This window comes from Anaerostipes sp. 494a (assembly GCF_001940315.1).
Lineage (GTDB): Bacteria > Bacillota > Clostridia > Lachnospirales > Lachnospiraceae > Anaerostipes > Anaerostipes faecalis.
Window position 1 is genome coordinate 1,208,872 of sequence record NZ_MJIF01000001.1, and the last position, 16,249, is coordinate 1,225,120.

Annotated in this window: 11 protein-coding genes and 4 pseudogenes; 2 read left to right on the forward strand and 13 right to left on the reverse strand. The window is 37.9% G+C overall.

Annotated features, from left to right (window positions below; translation table 11 throughout):
* Positions 1–122: 122 nt before the first annotated feature.
* The 3 genes from BHF70_RS06070 to BHF70_RS06080 all read right to left on the reverse strand — a co-directional run bounded on the left by BHF70_RS06070 (position 123) and on the right by BHF70_RS06080 (position 3,628).
* The gene (locus BHF70_RS06070; protein WP_083638328.1) at positions 123–434 is read right to left on the reverse strand and encodes a hypothetical protein; all 312 of its coding nucleotides are present in this window, start codon (positions 432–434) and stop codon (positions 123–125) included.
* Between the two features lie 327 nt (positions 435–761).
* Positions 762–1,799, reverse strand: a complete 1,038-nt coding sequence (locus BHF70_RS06075) for an Rpn family recombination-promoting nuclease/putative transposase (RefSeq protein WP_075759423.1) — start codon at positions 1,797–1,799, stop codon at positions 762–764.
* Positions 1,800–2,431: 632 nt separating this feature from the next.
* Positions 2,432–3,628 carry an NADP-dependent isocitrate dehydrogenase gene (locus BHF70_RS06080; protein WP_075759424.1) on the reverse strand — a complete coding sequence of 399 codons (1,197 nt, stop codon included), beginning with the start codon at positions 3,626–3,628 and terminating at the stop codon, positions 2,432–2,434.
* A 216-nt stretch (positions 3,629–3,844) separates the two neighbouring features.
* Between BHF70_RS06080 and deoC the strand changes: the two genes are divergently transcribed.
* Positions 3,845–4,555 (forward strand): deoxyribose-phosphate aldolase, encoded by a 711-nt coding sequence (gene deoC, locus BHF70_RS06085; RefSeq protein ID WP_075759425.1) that lies wholly within the window; start codon positions 3,845–3,847, stop codon positions 4,553–4,555.
* A 119-nt stretch (positions 4,556–4,674) separates the two neighbouring features.
* On the opposite strand, the pseudogene BHF70_RS06090 reads toward deoC, so the two are convergent.
* The 10 genes and pseudogenes from BHF70_RS06090 to BHF70_RS06135 form a co-directional block, all read right to left on the reverse strand.
* Positions 4,675–5,817 (reverse strand): annotated as a pseudogene (locus BHF70_RS06090) ([FeFe] hydrogenase, group A); the annotation flags it as partial.
* A gap of 57 nt (positions 5,818–5,874) precedes the next feature.
* Entirely contained in the window at positions 5,875–7,149 is a 1,275-nt protein-coding gene (locus tag BHF70_RS06095; protein ID WP_075759426.1) for an RNA-guided endonuclease InsQ/TnpB family protein, read from the reverse strand.
* A gap of 2 nt (positions 7,150–7,151) precedes the next feature.
* Positions 7,152–7,553, reverse strand: coding sequence for an IS200/IS605 family transposase (gene tnpA, locus BHF70_RS06100; RefSeq protein WP_075759427.1), 402 nt, complete (start codon positions 7,551–7,553; stop codon positions 7,152–7,154).
* Positions 7,554–8,081: 528 nt separating this feature from the next.
* Positions 8,082–8,693 (reverse strand): annotated as a pseudogene (locus tag BHF70_RS13010) (2Fe-2S iron-sulfur cluster-binding protein); the annotation flags it as partial.
* A pseudogene (locus BHF70_RS06110) lies at positions 8,687–8,935 on the reverse strand (NAD(P)-binding protein); the annotation flags it as partial. The pseudogenes BHF70_RS06110 and BHF70_RS13010, both read right to left, overlap by 7 nt.
* Positions 8,936–9,108: 173 nt before the next feature.
* A pseudogene (locus BHF70_RS06115) lies at positions 9,109–10,693 on the reverse strand (NAD(P)-binding protein); the annotation flags it as partial.
* Positions 10,694–11,141: 448 nt separating this feature from the next.
* On the reverse strand, positions 11,142–11,978 hold the full coding sequence (locus BHF70_RS06120) for a DegV family protein (protein ID WP_075759429.1): 837 nt from the start codon (positions 11,976–11,978) through the stop codon (positions 11,142–11,144).
* Positions 11,979–12,064: 86 nt separating this feature from the next.
* The gene (locus BHF70_RS06125; RefSeq protein WP_075759430.1) at positions 12,065–12,775 is read right to left on the reverse strand and encodes an undecaprenyl phosphate translocase family protein; all 711 of its coding nucleotides are present in this window, start codon (positions 12,773–12,775) and stop codon (positions 12,065–12,067) included.
* Between the two features lie 3 nt (positions 12,776–12,778).
* Entirely contained in the window at positions 12,779–13,258 is a 480-nt protein-coding gene (locus BHF70_RS06130; protein ID WP_075759431.1) for a DUF5721 family protein, read from the reverse strand.
* Between the two features lie 87 nt (positions 13,259–13,345).
* Entirely contained in the window at positions 13,346–14,635 is a 1,290-nt protein-coding gene (locus BHF70_RS06135; protein WP_075759432.1) for a S1C family serine protease, read from the reverse strand.
* A 179-nt stretch (positions 14,636–14,814) separates the two neighbouring features.
* Here BHF70_RS06135 and BHF70_RS06140 point away from each other — a divergent pair, with 179 nt between their 5' ends.
* On the forward strand, positions 14,815–16,245 hold the full coding sequence (locus BHF70_RS06140) for an undecaprenyl-phosphate glucose phosphotransferase (protein ID WP_075759433.1): 1,431 nt from the start codon (positions 14,815–14,817) through the stop codon (positions 16,243–16,245).
* Positions 16,246–16,249: the final 4 nt, after the last annotated feature.

Sequence of the window (16,249 nt, forward strand, 5' to 3'; positions counted from 1 at the left end):
CATTAAGCACCTTCTCTTCATATTCCCGAGAAAAGATTACTTATTTGAAAAAAAACATCCTAAGCAAAATATCTGCACAAACCCAGTCTGGAAGCCTTTTGCGGGGATGCTCTTTTCATAATCTACTCACCATTTTCCAATAGCTTCTCTATTTCTTCTTTCCTTAGCTCCGTTACTTCTGCTATCTGCTCAATACTCATCCCATTTTTTGACATTTTTAGTATCAATACTTTTCTCTCCTGATTTCTTCCTTCAATTTTCCCCTGATTCCTTCCTTCGATTCTTCCTTCATTCCTTCCTTCATTTTTCCCATCCATAATTAATTCTGCAATTGCATTTCCCATATCAAACTCCTCCCCTTTCTCTGTGTTCCGAAATAGTAATATCAAATCTTCATTGTCCAGTAATGCTATAAGAATAACACACATCTCCATCACGCTTCCCTCCCTCCGGTCAGTCTAGATGTGATTGGTTCTTGTGTGTTATTCTTTAACCTATAGTACACTTCCTCCAGGGGAATATTCTATCAGCAAGTATCTTCCTCTTTGCAATTATACTAATTCCCCATCTCTCTTCCTTCCAGTCTCTCCAAATGTGATTGGTTCTTGTGTGTTATTCTTTAACCTATAGTAAACTACCTGATAAAGTATCTTCTCTTCATTTTCCCGAGAAAAGATTACTTATTTGAAAAAAACATCCTAAGCAAAATATCTGCACAAACCCAGTCTGGAAGCCTTTTGCGGGGATGCTCTTTTCATAATCTACTCACCATTTTCCAATAGCTTCTCTATTTCTTCTTTCCTTAGCTCCGTTACTTCTGCTATCTGCTCAATACTCATCCCATTTTTTGACATTTTTAGTATCAATACTTTTCTCTCCTGATTTCTTCCTTCAATTTTCCCCTGATTCCTTCCTTCGATTCTTCCTTCATTCCTTCCTTCGATTCTTCCTTCATTCCTTCCTTCGATTCTTCCTTCATTCCTTCCTTCATTTTTCCCATCCATAATTAATTCTGCAATTGCATTTCCCATATCAAACTCCTCCCCTTTCTCTGTGTTCCGAAATAGTAATATCAAATCTTCATTGTCCAGTAATTCGACCAGTGCTTTCTTGGAGCTTTCATCTAACTGTTTTAATTCTTTTTCTTTTTTCTTTATATATTCTTGTAATTTCTCTTTTTGATACTTATATTTTATCATTGATAATATATATTGTAAATCCCCTTGAAAATTTTTCATATTTTTTAGTTTAGAAATGTCAATTAAATTTATTTTATAGTTGTAAATATATTTCTGAATATTGTATTTTTCCATACCCATTTGATTCATTATTCCATAGATACTTTTATCACCTTCCCACTCCTGTTCTCCATGGTACAACACCAATGTAATTATGGGATAAATTTTCTGGCTCTTGGTCATTTTACTCCGATATGTTTTTCCGCTTTTCTGATTTACCCGGATTTCAAGATTCCTTTTTTGTCCATCATAGGACAATGCATCATACAACATCACTCTAATCGGCATAGAATAATCAATCTCTGACTGACTTTCTACCCCTAATAAAAAATGAATATCTCCTGCTACATACTCCATAAACACATCCCGGTATCGTTTGATTACCTGATTCAGCCCCTTTGCCTCCTTATCTCGCTGTACAAACACTTCTTCTGAATTAATTTCCTTTAGATTCTCAGGATGAATAATCTGTTTTCCAGAAAATAAACACCCGTTAAACAAATCAGCAAATTTTTCCTTGTCTTTTAAGAGATTTTTCATCGCTGCATCGACCTGCTTCATTAGACATGCACCTCCGTAAATAATAGAATTGATGGTTAGATTTTGAATAGATAGAAATGAACAAGACTCTTTTTCCTATTTTTTACATTTTAGCACAATGGAAAAATTTGTCAATATATGGAAACAACACATAGTCTTCGGCACGCTTCCCTCCCTAACGGTCAGTCCAGATGTGCCTGTTTCCTATGTGTTGTTTCTCCTGGTTTTTTTCTCCTTCTGGTTTTCTTAACAGCCTTCTCCATCAAATTTCCCTCCCTTTCGGTCTGTTCTGATGTGCCTGTTTCCTATGTGTTGTTTCTCCTGGTTTTTTTCTCCTTCTGGTTTTCTTAACAGCCTTCTCCATCAAATTTCCCTCCCTTTCGGTCAGTCCAGATGTGCCTGTTTCCTATGTGTTGTTTCTCCTGGTTTTTTTCTCCTTCTGGTTTTCTTAACAGCCTTCTCCATCAAATTTCCCTCCCTTTCGGTCTGTCCTGATGTGCCTCCTATGTATTGTTTCTTCTAAATTATTCTCCCCTGTTGTTTGCCTCAACAATCTCCTCAGAAAAATAATCTGCATGAAAAAAACATCCCAAGCAAAACAATCTGCACAAACGAAGTGCGGAAGCGTTTTGCGGGGATGCTTTTTGAATACTCTATAATCTTTCTGCGATTGCTTTTATGAATCCTTCACTGTTTACTGCATTTACATTTTCCAGTGTTGTGATCAGTGCAAGGTCTTTTGTCATTGTTCCTGATTCAATGGTGTCCAGTGTTGCTTTTTCAAGCTTGTCTGCAAATTCCATTAATTCTTTGTTTCCATCTAATTCTCCACGTTTTCTTAATGCTCCTGTCCATGCAAAGATAGTTGCCACAGAGTTTGTAGATGTTTCTTCACCTTTTAAGTGTTTGTAGTAATGACGCTGAACAGTTCCGTGCGCTGCTTCGTATTCATAGTATCCCTGTGGAGATACCAATACAGATGTCATCATAGCCAGTGAACCAAATGCTGAAGAAATCATATCACTCATGACGTCCCCATCATAGTTCTTACATGCCCAGATATATCCACCTTCTGATTTCATTACACGTGCTACTGCATCGTCGATCAGTGTGTAGAAATATTCAATTCCTGCTGCTTCAAACTTATCTGCAAATTCTGCATCATAGATTTCCTGGAAAATATCTTTAAATGTGTGATCATATTTTTTTGAAATAGTATCTTTTGTTGCAAACCAGAGATCCTGTTTTGTATCTAATGCATATGTAAAACAGCTTCTTGCAAAACTTTCAATAGATTTATCAATATTGTGCATTCCCTGAATGATTCCTGGTCCGTCAAAATCATGAATAGTCTCACGGATTTCTGTTCCATCTTCTCCTGTATAAACCAGTTCTGTTTTTCCTGGTCCTGGTACTTTAATTTCAACACCTTTATATACATCACCATATGCATGTCTGGCAATTGTAATTGGTTTTTTCCATCTGCTGACTGTTGGTTCGATTCCTTTAACTGTAATTGGTGCGCGGAAAACTGTACCATCCAGAATGGCACGGATTGTACCATTAGGGCTCTTCCACATTTCTTTCAGATTGTATTCATCCATTCTTGCAGCATTTGGTGTAATTGTCGCACATTTAACGGCAACTCCATACTTCTTTGTTGCTTCAGCAGAATCAAAAGTTACCTGATCGTTTGTCTCGTTTCTGTGCTCTAATCCAAGGTCATAATACTCTGTTTTTAAATCAATAAACGGTAATAACAATTCATCCTTGATCATCTTCCAAAGGATTCTTGTCATCTCATCTCCATCCATTTCAACTAGCGGGGTGGTCATCTGAATTTTGCTCATATTTGCTCCTCCTGTATCTGTATTTCATCGTTGCCTAGGTGAATATGTCTGCCTATTGGGGTTTATTATAGCGAAAAATCTGAAAGAAGTAAACAATGTACAAAAAAATAAGCAATTTAGCGTATTAAAGCAAGAAAGTGATATTTGATATTTCATTTACATAATGTTATATTTACACTAACATATTCAGTATTTATTTAAGAGGAGGACTTTATTTTGAGAAGTTATACCATTGATGAATTATCTCGTTTGATCGACCATACAAATTTACATACTGATGCAACACCAGAAGACATGGAAATATTATGCCAGGAAGCGAAAGATTACCATTTTAAAATGGTTGCTATTAATCAGGTACAGTCAGCTTTATGTGCAAAACTGTTAAGAGGTACTGATATTCATGTTGGTGCTGCTATTTCGTTTCCACTGGGTCAGACTACCATCGAGTCCAAAGCTTTTGATACAGAAAATGCTATCGAGATCGGTGCCACTGAAATTGATTATGTAATAAATCAGACGGAAGTGAAGGCTAAAAATTGGGATTACATAAGAAAAGAAATGGAAACCATAGTTAATATTTGCCGTAAACACAATGTTCTTAGTAAAGTCATTTTTGAAAACTGCTATTTAACAGACGAAGAAAAGATTAAACTTGCTGAAATTGCCAAAGAGGTAGAACCAGATTTCATTAAAACCTCCACAGGTTTTGGTACTGGTGGTGCAACTATTGAAGATGTAAAATTAATGAAAAAACATGTTGGAAATACAGTAAAAGTAAAAGCAGCTGGCGGAATCCGGGACGCTAAAACCTTTATTGCTATGATTAAAGCCGGTGCTCAGAGAATTGGTACAAGTTCTGGTGTAAAAATTATTGAAGAATTAAAAGAAATCATGAAAGAAAATAATACTACAGTCATTGAAATTTAAAAATATCTGGCCAGTGCACCTATATTACCGTACAGCAAAAACAGCACTTTCATATCATATTTGAAGTGCTGTTTTTACTTTTACCATTAGAAGTTAGAGAAAATATTATATTCCTGGCATTACTTATGCTTTGTATGTAATAACATATGGGCTTTATGTGAATTTGGTGCTTCAAAGAAATCCTCATACAATTTTTTAATATCTGGATTTTCATGAGAAAAACGTATTTGTGCATTCTTATCCAGGAAGTACAGATTCTGTCCTCGTTCTGCAGCCAGCTCATATCCATCATGAATCGGCTGTCCTCCTCCACCGGAACATCCTCCCGGACAGGCCATAACTTCTACAAAGTGATATTTTACTTCCTTTCTGCGAATGGCTTCCATTAAGTCCCGGGTATTTTGAAGGCCACTGACAACTGCAACTCGTATTTCTTTTCCAGCGACATCCAGTTTAGCCTCTGTCCATCCCTTTTCCTTTACTCCACGGATTTCTTTAAATGCATCTGTCTTTGGATTTTTCCCTGTTATAAGGAAATATGCAGATCTTAAAGCTGCTTCCATTACTCCTCCGGTAGCTCCGAATATGACACCTGCACCGGTCCCTTCTGTAAATGGCCGGTCAAATCCTATATCTTTTAATGTTGAAGGATCAATATGATCTGCTTTGATCATTCGGTCCAGTTCTCTGGTAGTTAATACGCAGTCAATGTCATGTCCTGCATATTCTTCATAAAACAGTTTCATTTCTCTTTCTGCTTTTTTAGCCAGGCAAGGCATAACAGATATTGTAAATATATTATCAGGGTTTAATCCTTTCTGTTTTGCAAAAACAGTTTTCATAACAGCCCCAAACATCTGCTGCGGTGATTTTGCACTGGAGAGACGTCCCACCATATTAGGATACTGGTTTTTAATAAATCGAATCCATCCAGGACAGCAGGAGGTGAACATTGGATATTCATCCAGATCACCGCTGGTAAAACGTTCTACAAATTCTGTTCCCTCTTCCATGATCGTAAGATCTGCTGAGAATGATGTATCAAATACATAATCCACACCGATTCGGCGTAATGCATCTGCAATTTTTTCTACCGTTGCTTCTTCTCTTGATAGTCCAAGAGATTCTCCCCATGCCGTACGTACTGCAGGTGCAATCTGTGCAACCACCACCTTATCTTTATTTTCAATGGCTCTGTAAAGCTTATCTGTATCGTCTCTTTCTCTTAATGCTCCCGTCGGGCAATGTGTAATACACTGACCGCGTGAACTACCCACCACTTATAGAAGTGGGGGCTTCATGAGAACAGCGCATGGCAATTAAGCCATACGTATTCTCATAGGCGTTGCCACGACGCCTCTACTGTATAGTGCATCTAAGCACACAACATTACTTTTACGAAGGATATTGAGCGCACCGTTTACGTCTGCATTGAATTCATAGCCCGTGGAAGTCCGATAGAGTCCTCTTTTCACTCTTTTTCCGCTGAATGTTGCAGGTGTTTGGCTATCTTCTTCGCCATAGACAGGCATAACATCCCTATCAAAAAAGGAAGCTTTGGATGTATAGCTTTCTTCACGCAACATATAGTGGATGCCATAGAGGGCACAAAGATACTCCAATTTTTTGCGGATCTCACCAACTGGGATATTCACCAAGTTCTGATTGTTTCGATGTCCGATATTGGAATTCTTCTGCAGATCCTTATTGTAGCCGATGACTACATGACCAATCTGGTTATCGATGCAGTAATTGATGATATAGCGACAAGTCTTGTTGATATAGTCATTCACTGCATTGTTGCGTTTTCTGGCAAGGATAGCCTGGCGTTTGGTGGTTCCTTTGATGCCTTGCAGGTCTTTGATGCTCTGCAGCCTGGCGTTTTCCTTGTTGTACCACTGGTTGATGGATTTGATGTGTTTTCCGTCCACGATGAAAGAAGCACCTTCGTCAGTGACGCAGGTAGCTAAGTTATTGATTCCAAAATCAATGGCAAGTGCTTTGTTTGGATTGATCTGTATTTCGATAGGTTCAGCTTCATATGTATACTGAATTTCGAAAAACCTTGCATTGGCTTTTGGAATGATGCGGATCTCTTTGATCTTTTTATCCATCAGGATTGGTGGGATGGTGATAATGATTGGTTTATGGTTCTTTTTGAACGCATTGGAGTAAGGGAGGATGAATTGATTCCCATTTAAGCGTACAAATCCCACTACCAGCGTCATGTATCCGTCTTTTGGCAGATAATGAGGCAGGGAAATATCCTGGAAGCTGTATTCTCCCTGTCTGGACAATTTTAAGAGTCCAAAGAAGGATTGAAAAGTTCCGTCTACTTCTTTGAGAATCTGTTGGCCCATGTTACTGTTTAACAGCTTATAGTTTTCGCTGTTTTTAAGGAGATGATAGTTTTTGGCGTAAGGAAGATATTCTTCCGTCTGGAAGAAATGCTGACGAACACTGTATAAGCCCTCGTTGTAGAGGTTTTTTGCAGCATGACAAAGTTCACGAAGGATGAGGTATTCTTCCTTCGTCAGACGTTTCAATTGCTGTTTTACACAAAGATAGTGTTTGTCCTTTTTCTTTCCTTTCATACTTACTCTTTCTCTCCTTGATCCTCGATGTACTGCCGAATGACATCCATGGTGACACCGCCTGTGGTCAACAAGCAGAAAGAACGGCTCCAGAACATTTCCTTCCAGAGTTTCTTCCGGATGGCCGGATATTCTTTCTTGATGAGACGGCTACTGGCAGACTTGTAGGCGTTGATGAATTTGGATAATTCACTCTTTGGGTGTGCCTGGAACAATACATGGACATGATCAATGTCATGATTCCATTCTTCCACGGTAATGTGATAGTTACCGGCCACGTTTTCAAAGATTTCTCTCAGTCTGTCAGAGATAGTGTCATCCAGTACACGCCTGCGGTATTTGACTACCATCACCAGATGATAGTGCAATGCAAAGACTGAATGGTTATTTGTTTGTAATTCCATTGGTATCTAGCCCTTTCTACATTTAAGACTGATTTTATTATAAGGGAATTTTTTGAAAATTTCAACCAGATACTATACGTTTTTATTGCCGTTCGAGGTATAATTGTATATAAGAATATAGTTTAAGGAGGATATGATTTGTGAATATTTGGAAGAAAACAAATATGACAAATCAATACCAGAAACGCCCAAGGAAAACGTTTGCGAATATATTTATTTCAAGGTTGAATGATTATCATTGAGACGAACTTGAAGAGTGCGTAGTGGATAGGGTGGGATTGCGAAAATGAGTTTGAGTTGGCAAAAGCTTTTTATGAAATAGCCCAAAATGAAAGAGAGGAATACAATAGGCTCGAAATCTGTTGATAATTTAATTGATTCAGCCAAAACCCAAGCGCCAGCAACACGAGCAATGCAGCGTGAAATGGTGCGATGTGGGATTGGACGAGGGTAGGCGTATGAGCCGGAAATTCCGGCTCTATTTTCTACTAGGGCACGGCTTCGGCAATTCATCTCACCACTTATCCCTCTACGGGCTTGAAGTGGGAGTATTCTTGCTAGGTCGTTTGATAAAACACAATCTGCATCCTGAATTTCTCTGTTTCCAGACACTCCAACAGTTGTTCTGGAACCTGTTCCTGTAACATCCCAGATGTTCATACCCTGTATCTTGTCACATACCTGAATACATCTCATACATTTAATACATTTATTGGTATCACGAATCAACGGGAATGTATGATCCCATTCCTGGGCAACCAGTTCCTTTTTGTATGGATTATCAATAATGTTTAAATCATTTGCAATGGTCTGAAGACTGCAGTTTCCGCTGCGAACACATGTAGCACATTGAGCATCATGCTGTGATAAGATCATTTCCACAGTGTTTCTGCGATTTCTCCGTACTTTTGGGCTATTGGTGTATATGACCATGCCTTCATCAACCACATTATTACATGAAGTAACCAGACGGTCTTTTCCCTCCACTTCAACAACACATACTCTGCAGGCACTGATTTCATTAATTCCCTTAAGATAGCATAATTTAGGAACCGGGATATTTACAGAAGCTGCTGCCTCCATAATGGTTGTTCCCTCTTCTACACATACTTTTTGATTATCAATTATAAGATTTACCATTTTGTATCCCTCCCTCCTTTGAAAATGCCATATCCAAAGTGATCACAGCGTAAACATCTGGATGCTTCCTGACAGGCTTCGTTTTTCGTCATACAATTTTCTATTCCATCAAAGTCACAGATTCTTTCTCCAGCTTCTCTTTCAGTTAAGTTAACCCTTCCACAAGGTGGTTTATCCTCTAATTTCGGTTCTGGTATAATGACATCGGTTGTAATTTCATGATGGAATCCAAGGTATTCATCTTCAAGACTCGCTCGCGAGTCTTGGCGCGGAATTCGGGTCTGCATAGCAGACATACTTCCAATCCGAATTCCTGCGCATCCTCGCGGAGCGTATATCAGATGGGGGATTGAAACCCGCCACTGATACATAATTGTTGCTCACCGCCTACAGAGGCGGGAGTCATCCCTCATCTGATATTTGCCGCAATTACCTTACCAGCTGCAATTGCTGAAATAACAGTAGAAGGACCTGTTGCACAATCACCACCTGCAAATACACCAGGCATTTCATCAAATCCGCCAAATTTTTCTACATTGATCCGTCCTCTTTGTACCGGTACTCCTGCTTCTTCAAAATGCTGATATTCTATATCCTGTCCAATTGCAACAATCAGGCGCTGACATGGAATAAAGACATCATCTTCCCCGGTAGGCTTCACGCTGGCACGTCCTCCTTTGATCTAGCTGATCATCTGAGGGGTTACCCAGATTCCTTTTATATTTCCTTTTTCGTCTTTTTCAATTCTTGATGGTGCCATCAGGGTTTTAATCTCAACACCCTCAGCCTGGGCACCACTGATTTCATCTGGAAGAGCTGTCATATCCGCAACTCTTCTGCGGTATACGATACTAACCTTCTTTGCCCCAAGTCTTACAGAAGTGCGTACTGCATCCATGGATACATTTCCCCCACCGATTACAGCTACTTCTTTTCCTTTGAGATCTTCCTGTGTTCCGTATCCGACATTACGCAGAAACTGAACCGCAGAAACAACTCCTTTGGCATCTTCTCCCTCAAGACCTAATTTCTTATCTGTACTGGCTCCAATGGTGATAAGAACCGCATCATATTTTTCTTTTAGATCTACAATGGAATAGTCTTTTCCAATGACTTTTCCAAGATCTGCTTTTACTCCAGTATCTAAAATTGCTTTAATATCGTCATCTAATCTCTCTTTTGGCAGTCGATAATTCGGAATACCATAACGAAGCATTCCACCAAGTTTTGGAAGCATTTCATAAACTGTAACCTGATGTCCCATCAGCTGAAGATAATAAGCCGCACTTAATCCTCCCGGACCTCCACCTACTACAGCAATGTTTTTCCCTGTAGATGGTGCACATTCCGGCGGTGCAACATATCCTGCTGCATCTGCTGCCATTCTTTTCAGACCCCGGATGTTTACTGCGTCATCAATCATATTCCGGCGGCACAAAGCTTCACATGGATGTTCACAAATAAATGCGCATGTTGTTGGAAATGGATTATCTTTTCGGATTAAACGAATTGCATCCTCATATCTTCCTTCCCTGACTAATGCAATATATCCCGGAATATCAACCCGTGCAGGACATCTGGATACACAAGGTACAGACTGATTTATTGTATTTAAACAGCGATGATGAATAATATGTTCCAGATAGTCATCTTTAAATCCTTCCACACCGTTATATACCATTTTGGCTGCTTCATATCCAATAGCACAATCTGCTGATTCCATAATTGACAGAGCCGTTTCACGAATAACAGTTAATGTTTTAACCGTTGCCCGTCCATCCAGAACGTCCTCAATAAGATTCTTCAATTGTCCAAGTCCAACGCGACATGGAACACATTTTCCACAGCTTTGTGCATGACATATTTCCAAAAAAAGCTCTAGATATATCTACCGGGCATAATCCAGGTGGACTGGATTCTATTCTCTGTTCCAGATTTTTATAAAGACACTCCACGACCAGCTGTGACTGATCTGGAGTAATTAATTCTAAACGACTCATTCAACAAATCCTCCTATCAAATTTTTTTGCTTTTCTCTAAATTTATACAATTTTTTTTAGGTGTCCTAATAATTTTTTACATTATAAATACTTTGAGAAAAATTTTCAATAGTTTTTGTGCAAAAACAACGTTAATTTTATATCAATTCAATGTTTTTTTGTGCAATTTTTTTAACAAAGTTTTTCTTTATTTTAGAGAATAAAAAAGCGGACAAGTCCACTATCAACTCCCTGTATCCCTCAATCATGAGGGACTTGTTCCGCTTTGCGTGCCGATGTGCAGCAGTTTTAACTGCTTTCCTTTGCACATCGTGCACATCCGCACGGAGCGTTTATTATTACATAGGAAATTCAAAGGAATTTCCTATGTAATAATAAAAACCCTTACCTTAAAAATGAATTATCATATCTAAAGTAAGGGTTATATTTTTATTTATTCTAATAATAGTTAATAGGAGACAATAATACCTCCATCACATGCATATAAACTGCTGACACCTTTGGTATCAATAATAATGATATCTCCCACCTTAAGATTCTTCTGTATCAGCTCTTTTACATACTCTGCACGCTTTGGACAATTACAATGAGCAATGGCAAGTACTCTTTCTGAAAGATCCCTGCCTTCTTTCACGATAGCTTCTATCATCTTAGATAATGCCTTCTTAGTTCCTCTTGCCTGAGTAAGCTTCTGAATTACACCATCTCTGGTTCCTTCCATAACCGGTTTGATATTCAGTGCACTGGCAAGAGTCGCGGATACTCTGGATAACCTTCCGTTTCTTCTTAATACTTCCAAAGTTTCCAACACAAAATAAGTTCTCTGAGTCGAAATATATTCTTCAACTTTCTCAACTACCTGATCAAAGTTCATTCCCTGAGAAGCATATTCATAAATCTTTCTTGCAATCAGAATCTGTGTTGTAGATGCTCCTCTGGAATTAAAAACATAGATATTTTTTTCTCCATTTTCTTCTTCATACAGATTCTTTCCTAATACTGCACTGTTATAAGACCCGCTTAGCTCTGCTGATAATGTTACCACATAAATATCATCGGCCTCTCCGTAAGCATTCATATAACTCTCCGGTGCCGGGCAGGCAGACTTAACTTCTCCAGTACTATTGGCAACTTTTTCAAGGAAAGAGGCCTGATCAAATGTTTCATCATCGATAATCTCTTCTCCATCAACAATTAATGTCAATGGAATCCATGAATAACAACCTTTTTCAAAATCCTCTTGTGTTAAGTCTGTGCAGCTGTCGCACACAATATGAAAACTCATTTACGTATCTCCTTTTAAAAACTTTCTAATATAGTATTTATTACTACTTATTTTATCATATCCTCAGAAAAAAAGAAATATGAAAACTAGGATTCTTTTTCTCCTAATTGTTTTACAATCAGTATTCCAAAAACGAAAGCAATGATTCCCGTAAGGATTGTGAAAAAATCCACAGAAAAGTTTCTGATCTCTGACAAAATTCCTACAGGAGATGCAAAAATCAATCCAAGAATTCCCCAGTAAGTAATAATCTTATGATGTTTAAATAAGAATTCTATCAAATTAGCAATTAAAAAAACACCTGTAACAACACCAGCTGCCATCGGTCCCAGCAACAGAACTCCAATGGCAAATAATTTAACGGCCATTATCATTGATATCTCCAAAACCACTGTTTGCGTGTCACCTCCAAAAAGAGGAAGACATGCGGTCAGCAAAAAGAAAATAGCAAATACAAAAATTCCTGCTGCTCTGAATCCCGATATTTCAATAACCTTTAAAATCTCCGGTATGCCTCCAAGAATCAGGCCTGTAAATAAAAGGTGTGTCTGAACCAGATATTCTAAAAACATCCAGCGAATTATATAAGACAATCCGGAAAACCCCAGTAGTATTCCTATCCCAACAGGCATAAGAATTCTAAGACTTTCCCTAAATTCCTTTTTTATATGGGTCACAGCATAGATAATCTTATCATAAACGCCCATAGAAATCGCCAAAGTCCCTCCGCTAACTCCCGGCAGGATATTTGCCACTCCAATGAACATTCCGCAACAGATTTTTTTCAAGAATTTCATTCTCTACATAAACTCCTTCAAGCGTTCTTTAATTTCTATATCCCATGCTTCCTCAAGAGTTTTATCCATCACAAAAGTTTTTCTTGATACCCCCGTGGTACATTTGAGACTTTGTCTGTCATAGAGTACATTTAAAAATAAACCTGCAATCTCATCTGTCCGCATAGGCAAATGGTATTTTATAAGAAACTCTTCCACCTGTTCTGGTTTTAACATCATGACAAATTGAAAATGAAGCGGTGTCTTTTTTCCCTTCACCAGAGAAAAAATCTTTGCCTTCTGCCTCTCCCACGGAACATAAGGATATGTACCATATTGTTCCCATTCATCCGTATCAAAAAACTCCTTTAAAATTCTTCCACTGAATTCATATGCAATATCCATAGATAACTTTCCTTCATTCATAAGAAAATCATCAAATAAATTTCCTCCCAGGAATCCTGCCATGAACTTCTTCACCTGCTCTATTTCAATTAATACCATATAATTCTCCTTTGCCTCGTGCATGTAATAAAAAAGAATGGACAGCACTTACTATCCATTCCATTTTATCTTTCTCTATGGAGTTTTTCAATTATTTTCTGTATTGCTGGTTGATGGTGCATCTGCTTTTTTACCCAGTGTTACTGTAACCGTCTGTGTTTTATAAGTACCCATCTGGTTCTGTCGCTTAATTTCAATTTTAACAGATGTACCTGCCTTCATATTTGAAATCTTATCCTTTAATCCATCCATGGTTGAAACTGATTTTCCAGCAATTTTTACGATAACATCTCCTGCACTGATTCCTGCTTTCTGTGCCGGGGATCCCTGAACAACCTGCTGTACATATACTCCTGATGGCATATCAAACTGTGACCCCATGGAACTGTCAATGGTCTGACCTGATATTCCAAGATAAGCCTGTTCAGATTCATCTATCGCTTCATTTTTAATTAACTGGTCAATAATCGGCTTAGCTGTATTAATCGGAATTGCATATCCCATACCTTCTACATCTTCAGAAGAATATTTTACTGTATTAATACCAATCAGCTCACCTTTGCTGTTTAACAGGGCTCCACCACTGTTACCAGGGTTAATTGCCGCATCTGTCTGAAGCAATGTCATGGTTTTATCTGTTAACTGAACTTCTCTGTTTAATGCACTAATATAACCACCTGTTACAGACTGTCCGTATCCAAGAGCATTTCCAATGGCAATTGCCTGTTCTCCTGTTTTCAGTTTATCAGAATCTCCCAATGTGATTATTGCAATTTTCTTTAAAGTTGAAGATTTCATATCTTTTACATTCACTTCTACAACAGCAAGATCCGCATCACTATCTGTTCCGCGGATAGCTGCACTTGCACTTTCATCATCCACAAATCCAACAGATAAAGATTTAGCATCTTCTACTACATGGTTATTTGTGACAATCAGAAGCTTTCCATTTTGTTTTCCGATGATAATTCCTGAACCAACACCTTCTGTTTCACTGCTTTGCTCTCGTCCGAACCATCCCTGAGTGGTACTTTCAAATTTTCCGGTAATGGATACAATAGAAGGCATTACATTTTCTGAAACACTTGAAAGATCATTACTGGAAGAACTGGATGATGAACTGCTGGTCTTGGTTGTTGCCAGCTGAGTACCAGTGCTTCCAACACCTGCTTTTGAAAATCCAAACATAACACCCTGCATCACAAGCCCTGCAATCAATCCAAATGCCACTGCTGAAGCACATATTCGTAGCCACCATTTGCCATCTTTTGATTCCTTTGATTTCTTTGTCTTTTTCTCTTCAGTTTTTTCTTCTTCTCTCCACTGATCTGCTGTTGTCCACTGATCATCATTGTTTATATTATTATATTCACTCATTTAAACTAATCTCCTTTCTCGTTTCTCTTTGCATTAAATATACCTGATAATTGTGTTGAAATTGTGTTCTATTTGTTATAAAAGTAAGAAAAAAAATAAGAAAAACATAAGATAACTTTCCATTGTATCGTATCACTTTATCCCTTATAATAATAGCAAGAAAAAGGAGTATTCATAATATGATAAAGAAAAATCAAACTTATTTAAACAGACTGCATGTTTTAATTGATGCTCTCTGCATTTATTTTTCAGGTTTTGTTGCCTATTACGTGAGATTTTGTCTGGAAATATTCGGTTTTAAAGTCTACAAAGAATTATTTGAGTATAACCGTTATTATTTCCCTTTTAAGGATTATCAGAAGCCTTTAATTTGCGCACTAATTATTCTCCTTCTATTATATGCATTTTTTGGGCTGTATACACCAAAACGATACCAAAGAGGCAGCAAAGAACTTGTTAATTTATTCAAAGCCAATGTTTTGGGACTTGGAATTTCTGCATTCATTATTACTATTTTCCAGATTCAGAATTTCCCTCGTTCCCTGTATCTGATGTTTTATATATTTAACTTTATTTTTGGTGTAATTTCAAGATATATTATTCGAAAAATTTTGAAAATCAATCGAAAAAAAGGACGCAACATCAAACATACGGTGTTTGTAGGATTCAGTACCTCTGCGGCAGCATATATTGATCGTATCATCGCCAATCCTCACTGGGGATTAAAGGTTCACGGAATTTTCGATAATACTGTCAGTGAAAACTTTGACTATCGTGGAGTAAAATATATCGGTAAACTTTCCGATCTGGCTGATTATCTGGAGCATACTTCTCTGGATGAAGTCGCTATTACATTAAATCTGAATGAATATGACAAACTGGAGAAACTGGTTGCTGTTTGTGAGAAATCCGGTGTTCATACGAAATTTGTTCCGGATTACTACAACTTTATTTCTACAAATCCTTATACAGAAGACTTAGACGGACTTCCGGTTATCAATATCCGTAATGTTCCTCTTACCAATACATTAAACCGCATGATCAAACGTTTCATTGATATTATCGGCTCTATTGTTGCTTTGATCTTATTTTCACCGATTATGCTTGTTGTAGCAATTCTGGTAAAAAGAAGTTCTCCTGGACCAATATTATTTGCTCAGGAACGTATCGGACTTGGCAACAAACCATTTAAAATGTACAAATTCCGCTCCATGGGTGTTCAGGATCCAAAAAAAGAAGCCAAGCAGTGGACAACAAAAAATGATGCCAGGGTAACACCGGTTGGAAAGATTATTCGTAAGACAAGTCTTGACGAACTTCCTCAGTTCTGGAATGTTTTGCGAGGGGATATGAGCCTGATCGGACCTCGTCCGGAACGGCCTTTATTCGTTGAAAAATTTAAAGAAGAAATTCCTCGTTACATGATCAAACATCAGGTTCGTCCTGGTATTACCGGATGGGCACAGGTTAATGGTTTCCGTGGAGATACTTCTATTCGCGGTCGAATTGAACATGATTTATATTATATTGAAAACTGGTCTTTAGGTCTGGATATCAAGATTTTATTCCTTACATTCTTTAAGGGATTTGTAAATAAAAATGCTTATTAAAAAG

Excerpts from the sequence above, each read along its gene's own strand:
- BHF70_RS06120 (WP_075759429.1), bottom strand. The coding sequence starts at position 11,978 with ATGAGTTTTCATATTGTGTGCGACAGCTGCACAGACTTAACACAAGAG.
- BHF70_RS06070 (WP_083638328.1), bottom strand. The coding sequence starts at position 434 with ATGGAGATGTGTGTTATTCTTATAGCATTACTGGACAATGAAGATTTG.
- BHF70_RS06095 (WP_075759426.1), bottom strand. The coding sequence starts at position 7,149 with ATGAAAGGAAAGAAAAAGGACAAACACTATCTTTGTGTAAAACAGCAA.
- BHF70_RS06140 (WP_075759433.1), top strand. The coding sequence starts at position 14,815 with ATGATAAAGAAAAATCAAACTTATTTAAACAGACTGCATGTTTTAATT.
- tnpA (WP_075759427.1), bottom strand. The coding sequence starts at position 7,553 with ATGGAATTACAAACAAATAACCATTCAGTCTTTGCATTGCACTATCAT.
- BHF70_RS06135 (WP_075759432.1), bottom strand. The coding sequence starts at position 14,635 with ATGAGTGAATATAATAATATAAACAATGATGATCAGTGGACAACAGCA.
- BHF70_RS06125 (WP_075759430.1), bottom strand. The coding sequence starts at position 12,775 with ATGAAATTCTTGAAAAAAATCTGTTGCGGAATGTTCATTGGAGTGGCA.
- BHF70_RS06075 (WP_075759423.1), bottom strand. The coding sequence starts at position 1,799 with ATGAAGCAGGTCGATGCAGCGATGAAAAATCTCTTAAAAGACAAGGAA.
- BHF70_RS06080 (WP_075759424.1), bottom strand. The coding sequence starts at position 3,628 with ATGAGCAAAATTCAGATGACCACCCCGCTAGTTGAAATGGATGGAGAT.
- BHF70_RS06130 (WP_075759431.1), bottom strand. The coding sequence starts at position 13,258 with ATGGTATTAATTGAAATAGAGCAGGTGAAGAAGTTCATGGCAGGATTC.